The sequence below is a fragment of the Gilliamella sp. Choc6-1 genome, assembly GCF_001690385.1.
GTDB lineage: Bacteria > Pseudomonadota > Gammaproteobacteria > Enterobacterales > Orbaceae > Gilliamella > Gilliamella apicola_A.
Map to the genome: position 1 here is coordinate 15368 of NZ_LZHI01000066.1, position 13471 is coordinate 28838.

Annotated in this window: 11 protein-coding genes and 1 pseudogene; 6 read left to right on the forward strand and 6 right to left on the reverse strand. The window is 33.4% G+C overall.

The window, feature by feature from the left end:
• Window positions 1-69: 69 nt before the first annotated feature.
• Window positions 70-2358 carry a class 1a ribonucleoside-diphosphate reductase subunit alpha gene (gene nrdA, locus A9G36_RS08490; RefSeq protein ID WP_065585658.1) on the reverse strand — a complete coding sequence of 763 codons (2289 nt, stop codon included), beginning with the start codon at window positions 2356-2358 and terminating at the stop codon, window positions 70-72.
• A 528-nt stretch (window positions 2359-2886) separates the two neighbouring features.
• Window positions 2887-4227: a replication-associated recombination protein A gene (locus tag A9G36_RS08495; RefSeq protein ID WP_065569463.1), complete on the reverse strand. Its 1341-nt coding sequence runs from the start codon at window positions 4225-4227 to the stop codon at window positions 2887-2889.
• Window positions 4228-4425: 198 nt separating this feature from the next.
• Here A9G36_RS08495 and lolA point away from each other — a divergent pair, with 198 nt between their 5' ends.
• Window positions 4426-5019: an outer membrane lipoprotein chaperone LolA gene (lolA, locus tag A9G36_RS08500; RefSeq protein ID WP_065569462.1), complete on the forward strand. Its 594-nt coding sequence runs from the start codon at window positions 4426-4428 to the stop codon at window positions 5017-5019.
• 158 nt (window positions 5020-5177) lie between these two features.
• Here lolA and A9G36_RS10550 read toward each other — a convergent pair.
• Window positions 5178-5960 (reverse strand): annotated as a pseudogene (locus tag A9G36_RS10550) (FCD domain-containing protein).
• 1234 nt (window positions 5961-7194) lie between these two features.
• On the reverse strand, window positions 7195-7677 hold the full coding sequence (gene smpB / locus A9G36_RS08510) for an SsrA-binding protein SmpB (protein WP_034944110.1): 483 nt from the start codon (window positions 7675-7677) through the stop codon (window positions 7195-7197).
• 64 nt (window positions 7678-7741) lie between these two features.
• On the opposite strand from smpB, the gene A9G36_RS08515 reads away from it, so the two are divergent.
• The 5 genes from A9G36_RS08515 to A9G36_RS08535 are packed head-to-tail and all read left to right on the forward strand — an operon-like array spanning window position 7742 to window position 9628.
• On the forward strand, window positions 7742-8170 hold the full coding sequence (locus A9G36_RS08515; RefSeq protein WP_034944108.1) for a type II toxin-antitoxin system RatA family toxin: 429 nt from the start codon (window positions 7742-7744) through the stop codon (window positions 8168-8170).
• A complete protein-coding gene (locus tag A9G36_RS08520) occupies window positions 8166-8456 on the forward strand; it encodes an RnfH family protein (RefSeq protein ID WP_176701034.1) in 291 nt (96 codons plus the stop codon). The genes A9G36_RS08515 and A9G36_RS08520 overlap by 5 nt, the downstream gene beginning before the upstream one ends.
• 10 nt (window positions 8457-8466) lie before the next feature.
• Entirely contained in the window at window positions 8467-8901 is a 435-nt protein-coding gene (gene zur, locus A9G36_RS10030) for a zinc uptake transcriptional repressor Zur (RefSeq protein WP_176701032.1), read from the forward strand.
• Window positions 8889-9248: an EamA family transporter gene (locus A9G36_RS10035; protein WP_034944770.1), complete on the forward strand. Its 360-nt coding sequence runs from the start codon at window positions 8889-8891 to the stop codon at window positions 9246-9248. Before zur ends, A9G36_RS10035 begins: the two co-directional genes overlap by 13 nt.
• Entirely contained in the window at window positions 9245-9628 is a 384-nt protein-coding gene (locus A9G36_RS08535; protein ID WP_065569460.1) for an SMR family transporter, read from the forward strand. The genes A9G36_RS10035 and A9G36_RS08535 overlap by 4 nt, the downstream gene beginning before the upstream one ends.
• Window positions 9629-10177: 549 nt before the next feature.
• Here A9G36_RS08535 and mutT read toward each other — a convergent pair.
• Together mutT and secA are read right to left on the reverse strand one after the other, a co-directional pair.
• Window positions 10178-10582: an 8-oxo-dGTP diphosphatase MutT gene (gene mutT / locus A9G36_RS08540; protein WP_034944098.1), complete on the reverse strand. Its 405-nt coding sequence runs from the start codon at window positions 10580-10582 to the stop codon at window positions 10178-10180.
• A 118-nt stretch (window positions 10583-10700) separates the two neighbouring features.
• Window positions 10701-13427 carry a preprotein translocase subunit SecA gene (gene secA, locus A9G36_RS08545; RefSeq protein ID WP_065585637.1) on the reverse strand — a complete coding sequence of 909 codons (2727 nt, stop codon included), beginning with the start codon at window positions 13425-13427 and terminating at the stop codon, window positions 10701-10703.
• Window positions 13428-13471 lie beyond the last annotated feature (44 nt).

A 13471-nucleotide genomic window follows, 5' to 3' on the forward strand; every position in this document is an offset into this window, starting at 1 on the left:
GGGGAAACTCCCCCTTAAAAAATTACATTTAACGTGGATTTGAATTCATAAGAAGAGGCTAATGTGTAATTAAATCTTACAAGCCCCGCCTTCACAACCATCATCGCTATTTGTTGTAGCAACAATATCACCTTGAATATCTTCTGCACCGTCGCGGGTATTGTGATAATAAAGTGTTTTTACGCCAAATTTATAAGCAGTCAATAAATCTGCTAATAGTTGTTTCATTGGTACTTTGTCGTTTGCAAATTTTGTTGGATCGTAATTAGTGTTTGCTGAAATAGATTGATCGATGAATTTCTGCATGATACCCACTAATTGTAAATAACCTGTGTTATTAGGAATTTGCCAAAGTAATTCATAGAAGTTTTTCAAAGCGTTATAATCTGGAACTACTTGTTTTAAGATACCATCTTTCGAGGCTTTTACACTAATAAAGCCTCTTGGCGGTTCAATACCATTTGTTGCATTAGAAATTTGTGAAGATGTTTCAGATGGCATTAATGCCGATAATGTCGAATTACGAAGCCCATGGTTTTTAATGGATGCTCGAAGCGATTCCCAATCATAATGTAAAGGTTCTTTTGTAATGCTGTCGATATCTTTTTTATAAGTATCAATTGGCAAAATGCCTTGTGCATAAGTTGTTTCGTTAAATAGTGGGCATGCTCCTTTTTCCTTAGCAAGATTATTGGATGCTTTAAGCAAATAGTATTGCATAGCTTCAAAGGTACGATGAGTTAGGTTATTTGCACTACCGTCAGAATATTTAACCCCATGTTTTGCTAAGTAATAGGCATAATTAATAACACCAATACCTAATGTACGGCGGTTTAATGATGAGTTTTTCGCAGCAGGAACAGGGGAATCTTGATAATCTAGTAGAGAATCAAGCGCTCGTACTGTTAAATCGGCTAACTCTTCAAAATCATCAAGTGATTCAATTTTACCTAAATTAAACGCTGATAAAGTGCAAAGGGCGATTTCGCCTTTTTCATCATTAATGTTATAAAGCGGTTTGGTAGGTAAGGCGATTTCCATACATAGGTTGGATTGGTGTACCGGAGCAAGCTGCGCATTAAATGGGCTGTGTGTGTTACAGTGATCGACATTTTGGATATAAATGCGGCCAGTTGATGCACGTTCTTGCATTAATAATGCAAATAGTTCAATGGCTTTAACCACTCGTTTGCGAATATTTACATCTTGTTCATATTGATGATAAAGCGCTTCAAATTTGGTTTGATCAGCAAAAAACGCATCGTATAGCCCTGGTACATCTGATGGACTAAATAAGGTAATATTTTCGTTTTTAATTAACCGTTGATACATTAATTTGTTAATTTGTACACCGTAATCTAAATGACGAACACGGTTTTCTTCGACCCCTCGGTTATTACGTAAGACTAATAAGCTTTCAACTTCTAAATGCCAAAGCGGATAAAAGACCGTTGCTGCACCGCCGCGTACTCCACCTTGTGAACATGATTTTACCGCAGTTTGAAAATATTTATAAAAAGGAATGCAACCAGTATGAAATGCTTCTCCACCACGAATTGAACTGCCAAGTGCTCGTATTGGTCCAGCATTAACCCCAATTCCTGCTCGTTGTGATACATATTTAACAATAGCGCTTGCTGTGGCGTTAATGGAATCTAAACTATCATCACATTCAATTAATACACACGAACTAAATTGTCGAGTAGGTGTGCGAACGCCAGCCATAATTGGGGTTGGTAGCGAAATTTTGAAAGTTGAAACAGCATCATAGAAGCGTTTGATATAGTTAAGACGTGTATCTTTAGGATAGTTAGCGAAAAGGCAGGCTGCAACTAAAATATACAAAAATTGTGCGCTTTCATAAATTTCTCCCGTGACGCGATTTTGTACTAAATATTTCCCTTCAAGTTGTTTAACCGCAGCGTAAGAAAATGTCATATCTCGCCAGTGATCAATAATTTTATCCATTTGTTCAAACTCTTCTTGAGTATAATCTTCAAGTAAGTGTTTGTCATATCGTTGACTATCGACTAGCTTTTTTACGTGTTCGTAAAGAGGTGGTGGCGTAAATTGGTTATAGGATTTTTTACGTAAATGAAAAATTGCCAAACGGGCAGCCAAATATTGATAGTCTGGCGCTTCTTGTGAGATTAGGTCAGCTGCTGCGCGGATAATTGTTTCGTGAATATCTGATGTGCGAATGCCATCATAAAATTGGATATGCGATTTTAACTCAACTTGAGACACGGAAACGTTTTCTAATCCTTCAGCAGCCCAAGTGATAACTCGGTGGATTTTGTCAAGATTAATTGGTTCTGTTTTGCCGTCTCGTTTTGTGACGAGCATTGATTTGTTCATTCCCTTACCCATTTTTACATTATTTTAGTGTTTCTATCATAATGGATCCTTTACAAAATATACAATATTTAGTACCTATCAATCATTTTAATACTAGATATGGGATATTTATTAATCTCTGTTTAGAAGTGTATTAATTGTAATTGAATGTTATATATTAATAAAATTCAATTACAATTAATTTATAAAATAACAAAAGTGAGTGATAATGATAGAAATAAAAACGGTAGTGATAAGATTTACCTATGAGTAAGTAAGCTTAAAATGTTAGCGGAAAATAAAAAAGGTGTTTACTTTAATTTTCCCGCATAAACCATTTTTGTTTTTAGATATTTTTATGCAATGGTATTTACCATTGTCAATACGTAAATTACCATAGTCATTGAATTGTTTATTATAAACCTCACTTTTTTAGATAATGTGGATTATTAGTATTTCACAAAATAGATTTAAATTATCCATGTTTAGATTTTATCGATGATCTTATTAATAAGTATTGTATCATTAGAAAAAGTCATAAAAATTAGATTAATTTTTTTTTGATTTATAACGTTGGATTGAACTCGATTGATTTTTTGCTTCTAACCAAGCAAGTTTGTCAATGTAATTTTTTTCAGCTCCACGGTCGGTAGGAAAATAATATTTACTATCGGCCATTTCTGGAGGGAAATAATTTTCACCGGCAGCGAAAGCATTTGGCTCATTATGAGCGTAACGATATTCTGCACCATAACCTAAGTTCTTCATTAAACTTGTAGGTGCATTACGTAAATGTTCTGGGACATCATAGTCTGGTTTTTTTTGTGCATCGGTCATTGCTTTTTTAAAGGCAAGATATACTGCATTACTTTTTGGCGCACAAGCAAGATAAACAATCGCTTGTGCAATTGCTCGTTCCCCTTCAGCTGGACCAACTCGTGTAAAACAATCCCAGGCCGCCAGTGCAACTTGCATTGCTCTTGGATCTGCGTTACCAATATCTTCCGATGCAATAGCCAGTAATCGACGTGCAACGTAGAGAGGATCTCCGCCTGCAGATATTATTCTTGCATACCAATAAAGCGCCGCATCAGGTGCTGATCCTCGAATGGATTTGTGGACTGCAGATATTATATCGTAAAAGCGATCCCCTTGGTTATCAAACCTAGCACTTCGTTCACCTATGACCTCTTTAAGTAGAGCTGGTGTAAGCTCACTTCCATCTGACATATCCACTAATAATTCTAAAGTATTGAGTGCTCGTCTTGCATCGCCTCCGACAAATTCAGCTATTTGTTTTTTTGTATCTACTGGTAAAATAATGTTTTTTTTGCCATAACCTCGAATGGGATCATTAATAGCTTGTTGCAAAATATTTTCTATATCCTCAGATGTTAATGATTTAAGTAAATATACTCTGGCTCGAGATAGAAGAGCTGAATTTAATTCAAATGAAGGGTTTTCGGTGGTTGCTCCAATAAATGTTACAGTTCCATCTTCAACATAAGGTAAAAACGCATCTTGTTGGCTTTTATTAAAGCGGTGGACTTCGTCAACAAATAGGATTGTGCGAATACCTGCTTGTTGATTAATTTTAGCTTGGTCAATCGCTTCCCGTATGTCTTTTATACCAGAGGTTACAGCAGATATCCGTTCAACTTTAGCATTAGCATGATGAGCAATAATTTCTGCTAAGGTTGTTTTGCCTGTGCCTGGAGGTCCCCATAAAATCATTGAGTGTAAGTTGCCAGCCTCAATAGCTTTGGGTAATGGCTTATTTTTTCCTAGCAGGTGGGTTTGCCCAATGTATTCTGATAAATTACGAGGGCGCATTCTGGCCGCTAAAGGCTTAAATTCATCAGTCGTAAAATCAAATGACATACTAGGCATATTACTTTGTGTCCAAGTTTAGAAAGATTATTGTATTATATACATGTTCACCAATAAGTGAAAAAGAAAAGAAAATAACTTTTCGGGTGAAATAAAAAACGGTAATATTTTGACCTGATTGAACTATTAAACCAAAATTAATATATCTTTATTAGTTTTAGTAAATGGTTATCGAATAAGAGAATGTAAGGATTTGCCATGAAGAAAATTTTATTATTGCTCGGAATTTTTGCTAGCATATCGGCATGGGCAGGTGATAAAGAAGTTTTACAACAACGTTTAGATAAAGTTAACGGGTTTTATGCTCGTTTTTCACAAAATGTTAAAACAGCAGATAATCAGCTTGTCCAAGAAGGTAAGGGAGATTTTTGGGTTGCAAGACCTTATTATTTCAATTGGACTATGACTGAACCAGACGAAACATCGGTAATTTCTGACGGAAAAAACTTGTGGGTTTATACCCCTGCGGTTGAACAGGTCAGTGTTATGGATTTAAAAAAAGTGGTGGATAATCGTTTGATGTTGCTTATTACTGATAGCCATAATTCTATTTGGAATGCCTATACAGTAACTCGTAAACAAGATTTGTTCACTCTAAAATCCAATGATGGCACTAATCAAAATTTTGTTATTTCAGTATTACCTACTGGTATGATTTCAAACTTTACAATAATTGAAGAAGACGGGCAGCGTAGTTTTTATGATCTTTCTCATCAACAACTTGGTAAAGTTGATCTTAAAAAGTTCCAATTCATTCCACCCGTTGGTATTGAAATAGATGATCAGCGCTAATGTATAATAAGGTTTGTATTGATTTTGGACTTATATACATTAGCATTGCTTTATGTTGAGCTTTAAATACAAAATAACATCAATTAATTTTAATAATATATATTAATTTTAATTGTTTGATAGCATTAAGTGAATAAAAGTTTAATGAGTTAGTAAAATTAGTCATACTCATTTTCATTGATACAGATAACAGGATTATCAGAAAATAGGTAGTGATCGCGTTTAATTTCAAAATCCTTGTTAGCTGCTTCAAAAAAGGTTCTTTTCGTATTTTCTAAATGTTGCCACATAGCAAGTTTTGCTGCTTTAGGATCCCTATTAATGAGTGCTTCAAGTATCTTATTGTGCTCATCCAACCAATTATTAATTTCATGTTCTGGAATATGCTCATTAAGTTTTTTCCATAAAGGATTTAAGGTTCGTTGCCGCCACATTTCTTGAACAATTGTGACTAAAGCATTATTGCGGGTTATCATTGCAATTTGAGTATGAAATTTTAAATCCCAATTTGATTCTTGATAATAATCTTCTTTTTGAGCATTATGTTGAATTTCCAATAAGTCAACAATGTCTTTTTTGGTGATTTGTGTTGCGGCAAATTCTGCAATGTTACTTTCGATGAGTTGACGAGCTTGCAGTAGTTAAAACGGTCCACTTTTCACAAAATTCAACCCTGATGACATATCCGGAATATTTTTTTGTGAAATATTGCCAATAACATGAATACCAGATCCTTTACGAGTTTCTACAAACCTTTCAACCTCAAGCATTATAATAGCCTCTCTAACTACAGATCGGCTTACTTTTAACTCTTCGCAAATTAAACGTTCTGAAGGTAATTTACTCCCAATTGCACAAATGCCACTAATGATGCGGTTTTTAAGCTCTGTAGCGATGACTTGATAAAGCCTGTTGTTATATTCATTTCGTTCTTGGGTCATGATTTATTTTTATGAGGTCTAAATTGGTTATACATAATTTTAAAATAGCATCTAATTGGCAAGAGTTAAATAATATTACTCTAATTTTTTTAACCCATTTTTTACTAATTTTTACATAGCCGACAAGTAAAAAAACAGCTTACCTTGTTGTTATATTTTGAAAACATGATGTATGAAAACTTGTTGTATTGTCATATATGTTTTACGTTATTTCATGTATTTTTATTGAGGGATAAGCTTATATAAATAAGGTTAGTTTACTAATGGTTGTAAGATATATTTTATCATTATTTGAATAAAAAATATGATTTTTATCAAAAAAAATATATTTTATTTTAATTTTTAATTATTTATATGATGCTTGTATATTCTTTAAATTAGAATTATTACTTTTTTTATCGACATCTTAAATAGTTTGATATTACCAATTTAAAAATCTATATGATACCTTGTTTTAAGGTTCTTTTTTACGTTTATTAATTTTTTTTATCTCATTTTTTTAGTGTTTAATCCTGTCAATACCACTTAATTAATGATATTTAGTTGCTAAATATTACATTTTTCTTTTGCAAGCGAAATTAATTTGATGTTGATCGCATTTATCCCCAAATTTGTTAAAGATGGCTTTTAGTTTCGCATTCTCAGAGCTGCAGTGTTTTATTTTTTATAGAGCAAATTATGGCAGGGATATTTTATAACAAGTCAATTTATTGGGTTGTTTTCTGCTACAGTTTTATATGTATAATTTTTAGGGGTATCAGTATTGATCAGCAATATTTTCTTTTTATTTTTTGAACTCCACATAGGGAATGTCATCTTGCTGTTTATAACCTGCAAGGTAATATTACATTCTGATTAAACTTTGAGTGATGGCAATTAGATAAAAATTATGAGTTATTCAAAGTGTGTATGAAAAAATAGGGGGATGCGAGTTTTATGTGCCCAGGAATTTGATGGTAAGAAGTACTGAAGTTATTCACTTGGTGTAAAAAGCTAAAACAATATAGGTTTGTTAATATTGTTATAATTAAATATATGTATAGGTTATTTTTATTATCTAATTAGTGCAAGTGCTGAAGATTTTTTAAATTATAGCGTATATGTACGTTGTCATTATATATGATTTGCTGAATTTTAAGAAGTTAAGATACAGTGCATTTTTTATTAGAACATAAGCTATTTAATATTGCTAAATGCATTATTTAGCAATATTTTGTTAACATAAAACCCAATTTTATCGATGAGCATTTTTCATGATACGAGCTTTATCTACCTGCCATTGACGTTCTTTAATGTCAGTTCGTTTATCGTATTCTTTTTTACCTTTAGCTACGCCAATTTTTACTTTTGCCCACGCATTTTTCCAATATAGAGAAAGCGCAACAACTGTATAGCCTTGACGATTAATTTGACCAAATAGTGAATTTAATTCACGTTCGTTTAATAGTAATTTACGTGTACGCATTGGTTCGCACACCACATGTGTTGAAGCGACATTAAGTGGAGTGATAGTAGCACCAAAAAGCCATGCCTCTCCTTCTTTGAGTAAGACATAACTGTCACTAATATTGGCTTTTCCCGCACGTAATGATTTAACTTCCCAACCTTGTAGGGATAATCCCGCCTCAATTTCTTCTTCAATAAAGTATTCATGGCGTGCGCGTTTGTTTAATGCGATGGTTGACGAACCCAGTTTATGTGATTTTTTCTTAGTCATAGTGTGCGTTATTATAGAGTTACGTGATACTATATGCCACAAATTTTATTTTTTAATTTTTATTATGGCAAATATATTTCACGAAGTTATTGAACCTTATTCAATTGAGCAAATGTTTGCTTTAGTTAATGATATTGCTCGCTATCCTGAATTTGTTCCTGATTGTATCGCAACTGGTATTATTAGAAAACAAAATAATATCGTTGCAGCGTTTATTGAAGTTGAAAAATTTGGTTTTAAAAAATCATTTACGACATTAAATCAGATTAATGAACCTAATTCAATTGATATGTCTCTTTTGGAAGGACCTTTTAAGTATTTTTCAGGTAAATGGCAATTTGTGGAAATTGCTGAAAACAAGTGTAAAATCAGTTTTAGCTTGGATTTTGAGTTCCAAAGTAAGTTTTTAGATATAACATTCAAACCTGTTTTTAAAGAAGTTATGTCTAATATGGTTAATGCTTTTTCGAAACGTGCAAGGCAGATTTATTAATATGATGAATATTCAAATTGTTTATGCATTACCTAATAATTCTACGGTAATTGATTTTCAAGTCGACGAGCCAACTAATGTCTTGCAAGCCATTATAAAATCCAATATCTTATCATTATGTCAAATCCAATTAGATGAACATCTAATCGGTATTTTTGGCAAACGTTGTGAATTAAGTGAACAGGTTAAAGATGGCGATCGTATTGAGATTTATCGTCCGTTAATTAATGATCCTAAAGAAATAAGGCGAAGGAAAGCTGCGTTGAAAAATAATGATCATAGGTAAAGGAATTAAAATGCATAATCTGATGATTGAAAAGATTGAAACTTTATGCAAAAAACGTGGTATCAAACTGACAACGCAACGTCGAACAGTTTTAAATATTATGTTAACAGCAAATAAGGCAATGAGTGCATATGATCTTTTAGATCTACTCAAAATAAGTGAACCACAAGCTAAGCCGCCAACAATTTATCGTGCACTTGAGTTTCTACTTGAACATGGTTTTATACATAAAGTTGAGTCGGCAAATAGTTATATTATTTGTCCTCACTTTCAAGATCCACAGCATATTTCAATTATGTTTATTTGTGATAATTGTGAAAAGATTATCGAAAAACATTCTGAGCATATTGAAAAACAACTTAAACAATTGGCGCTACAAAGCGAGTTTTTGATTAAGTATAGTGTGCTTGAAATCCATGGAGTATGTCAGTTGTGTCAACTATAATTATTGTACTTTGGCTGCTCAACATTAGTTGTGATACTGTAGGACAAATTGCATTTAAATATGCAGCTATTACCTCAAAACATAAACAAGGTGTGGATTATTGGCATAAACTATTTGGAAATTTTTGGCTTTGGATTGGTTTTGGCTCATATTTTGTTGGCTTTATTTTTTGGTTAGCTTTTTTGAGTAAAGTTCCATTATCTCAAGGCATTTTGCTTGGTTCATTTAATATGATTACGGTGATGCTTGCTGGTAGGATTTTATTTAAAGAACATCTAACATTGCTGCGTCTTCTGGGGATATTTTTTATTACAACAGGAGTGGTTTTAGTGGGGATCATGGAATGAAAAAATTTTATTTAATTGGTTTTGTGTTACTTTTATTTTTTGATACTTTTGGACAAACTAATTTTAAACTTACAGCATCAGCAGCAGAACCTTTTGAAATAGGTTTTGATTGGTTAGTGCGTATTTTTAGCCATTGTTGGGCTTATCTGGTAATAATTGGTTATACTGGGGCATTTATCACTTGGATGGTGTTATTGAAAAAAGCACCAGTAGGACCAGCTTTTGCTGCTTCTCATTTACAAGTGGTAACGGTAATGATAGTATCCGTTATCTTTTTTGATGAACAAATGACATTAAATCGTTTGTTTGGCGCACTGTTTATTATTATTGGTATTATATTTTTGGCATTAGCCGAACAAAGGTTACAGCGTAAATCTTGATTCTTTTTTGAGATTGTTATTAGGCATGAGGTTAATAAGACCTTATGTTAAGGCATGATAACCATTATTTATTTAACTATGTTATCGTTTTATAACAATTGGGTATATGCTTTTTTCTAGGATAATAACTAGTGATGTATATCTTTTTTTCAGACTAAATGTACTCAATTCGCCTTGATTAATACCTATTTAATAATAATTCTACTAATTTTAATGCTAAAATGCTTTTTAATAATAAAATTAGTTAAAAATCAAATGGATGATATTTTTCTGCCAGTTCTTACTCAGTGAAAAATTGCTAGTTCTAAAATTGGTCATTTTTAATTTTTGAGTTATTTAATTTTGGTTTTATTTAAGAAAAGGTGATGGAGGCGTCGTTATAATATTCACTTTTAAGAGAAAATACACACATAATATTTTTTATTAAATGATTGATAAAATAATTTTTAAAACAATGTTAAAAAGTTATCCTATTAAAAAAATTAGTAGAGAAATAATATGCTAATCTAAAATTACAATAAATCATAAGACTAAACTAACAATAATAATTTAGATTTGTTTATCTAAATTTTTTAACATTTCAATAATAGGTCGATTGGCATCTGGAAATTCATCGGCATTCAAATCTTCTTGTGCGACCCAACGACTTGGCTGCCCTTCTTTAGCAAAAGGTACACCGTCCCATTCTTCAACTAAATAGGCATGGATGGTAATATCGCGATCATCATAGCTATGATTGACCACTTTTAAAAATTGAGCTTGATTTATATGAATATCGACTTCTTCTAAAATTTCGCGTTGTAGGGTTTGATAGGGAGTCTCATCTAATTCAATTTTTCCACCAGGGAATTCCCAAAAACCAGCGAGGTGTGAATCCTCTCCGCGCTGAGTGATGAAGATTTGACAATCTTGTGAACGAATAATACCTATAGCAATTTCAGTATGTTTTTTCATAATTCTGTCTGTCTATGAGTAAAATTCAGGGAAAGTAGGTATTTTCCCTGAATTTTCAACGCCGCCAGTGATCGGCGATTAAATATTCAAAGTAATTTGATGATACTAAATTTTTTATTTATTGAACAGCCCCATGACAATGTTTATATTTTTTTCTTGAACCGCAAGGACAAAGATCATTACGCCCAACTTTTGCTTCATGACGAGCAATTGGCTGCATGGTATTTACTTCATCTTCGACTCCACTGTTTATATTAGTGGTAGATTGATGGCTAGCTTGTTGTTTAGTGGACAATTTTTCCATTTCTGCTAACCGTTGGCGCTCTGCCTCTTCGACTTCTTCTTGAGAACGAATTACCACCCGGCTAAGAATGCCAATAACATCATATTTAAGTGTTTCTAGCATGTCTGCGAACATATTGAATGATTCACGTTTATACTCTTGTTTAGGATCTTTTTGTGCATAACCCCGTAAATGAATACCTTGACGTAAATAATCCATTGAAGCAAGGTGTTCTTTCCATAAATTATCCAGTGTTTGTAACATTACTGTTTTTTCAAACTGTCTAAAAGTTTCTGAGCCAGCAATATTTTCTTTCTCTAGATAATGTTGGTGAGCGAGCTGTAAAATACGTTCGCGTAGCGTTTCTTCATAAAGATTCGGTTCTTCTTCGAGCCATTTAGAAATTGGTAAGTTTAAATCAAAGTCTGTTTTAAGTGCGGTCTCAAGCCCAGTAACATCCCACATTTCTTCCATTGATTGAGGTGGAATATAACGATTAATCAGTGCATTAAAGACATCTACTCGAATTGAATCAATTGTTTCTTTAATTTCTGAATTATCCAGTAATTCATTTCGTTGGCGATAGATAGCTTTACGTTGATCGTTAGCGACGTCATCGTATTCAAGTAACTGTTTACGTATATCAAAATTTCGGCTTTCAACTTTCTTTTGTGCATTAGCAATTGCTTTGGTAACCCATGGATGTTCAATGGCTTCACCTTCTTTCATACCTAGTTTACGCATCATATTACCGACACGTTCTGATGCAAAGATTCTCATTAATGGATCTTCAAGAGAAAGATAGAAACGTGATGCACCAGGATCACCTTGACGACCAGCACGCCCTCGCAGCTGATTGTCAATACGACGTGATTCATGGCGTTCTGTTCCTAGAATGTACAGCCCACCAAGCGCAATAACTTCTTCATGCCTTATTTGCCAAGCTTTTTTAGCTTTTTCAATATCTTCAGGCGTTGGGTTTTCAATTTTAGCTACATCACTTTGCCAGTTTCCGCCTAACATAATATCGGTACCACGACCGGCCATATTTGTTGCAATGGTAACTGCACCTTTGCTACCTGCATTAGCAATGATTTCAGCTTCTTGAGCATGGAACTTTGCATTTAATACATTGTGTTTAATACCCACTTTTTTAAATGCGTTTGATACAAGCTCCGATTTTTCGATTGATGCGGTACCAACTAGAACTGGTTGCCCTCGTTTGATACATGCTTGGACATCAGTCACAATCGCATTGATTTTTTCTTTTTCGGTCATGTAAACCAGATCAGACTGATCTTTACGTAACATTGGGCGATTAGTTGGAATGACAATAGTATCTAATCCATAAATTTGATTAAATTCGAATGCTTCTGTATCGGCTGTACCTGTCATACCAGCTAGCTTTTTATACAAACGGAAATAGTTTTGGAAAGTAATTGACGCTAATGTTTGATTTTCATTTTGAATTTTTACATGTTCTTTGGCTTCAACGGCTTGATGTAAGCCGTCAGACCAACGACGGCCTTCCATAGTTCGACCTGTGTGCTCATCAACAATAATAATTTCACCATCTTTGACAATATAATCGACATCACGATGGAATAAATGATGAGCACGTAAAGCGGCATTAACATGATGCATTAATACAATATTTGCCGGTGCATAAAGCGATTCTTCGCTTTTCATTATGCCTTGCTTTATAAGCAATTCTTCAACTTTGATTAAACCTCGTTCAGTTAAATTAACTTGGCGTGATTTTTCATCAATTGAAAAGTCTCCTTCACCCTGAAATTGGTCTGAATCTTCTTTTTCTTGGCGGATCAAATGCGGAATAATTCTATCCACGCTGATATATTTGTCGGAACTATCTTCTGCTTGACCTGAAATAATTAACGGTGTTCTAGCTTCATCAATTAAAATTGAGTCAACTTCATCGACTAGGGCATAATGCAATGGGCGTTGTACGCGTGACTCTTTATTAAACACCATATTGTCGCGTAAATAATCAAAACCATATTCATTATTTGTTCCATAAGTGATATCGGCATGGTAAGCATCACGTTTCATTTGTGGAGGCATGTTAGGCAAATTAATGCCTACAGTTAAACCTAAAAATTCAAATAATGGACGATTATTTTCGGCATCACGTTGAGCTAAGTAGTCATTAACAGTTACAACATGAACTCCTTTACCACTTAATGCATTTAAATAAGCCGGTAGTGTTGCGGTTAATGTTTTACCTTCTCCGGTACGCATTTCAGCAATACAGCGTTCGTTTAGTACCATACCACCAATTAATTGCACATCAAAATGTCGCATACCAAATACACGTTTACTAGCTTCACGCACTACGGCAAAAGCTTCTTCTAAAATATCATCTAATTGTGTGCCTGATGCCAATTTTTTTTTAAATTCAGTTGTTTTAGCTTTAAGCTCATCATCAGATAATGCTTCCATTGTAGGTTCAAGTGCATTGATTTTTTCAACTCGTTTACGCATGGTTTTTAATACGCGCTCATTACGGCTACCAAATACTTTGGTTAATAAGTTTAATAACATAATATTTCTCTAGTGTTTAATATAGGATGTAAAACCTTGGCTTA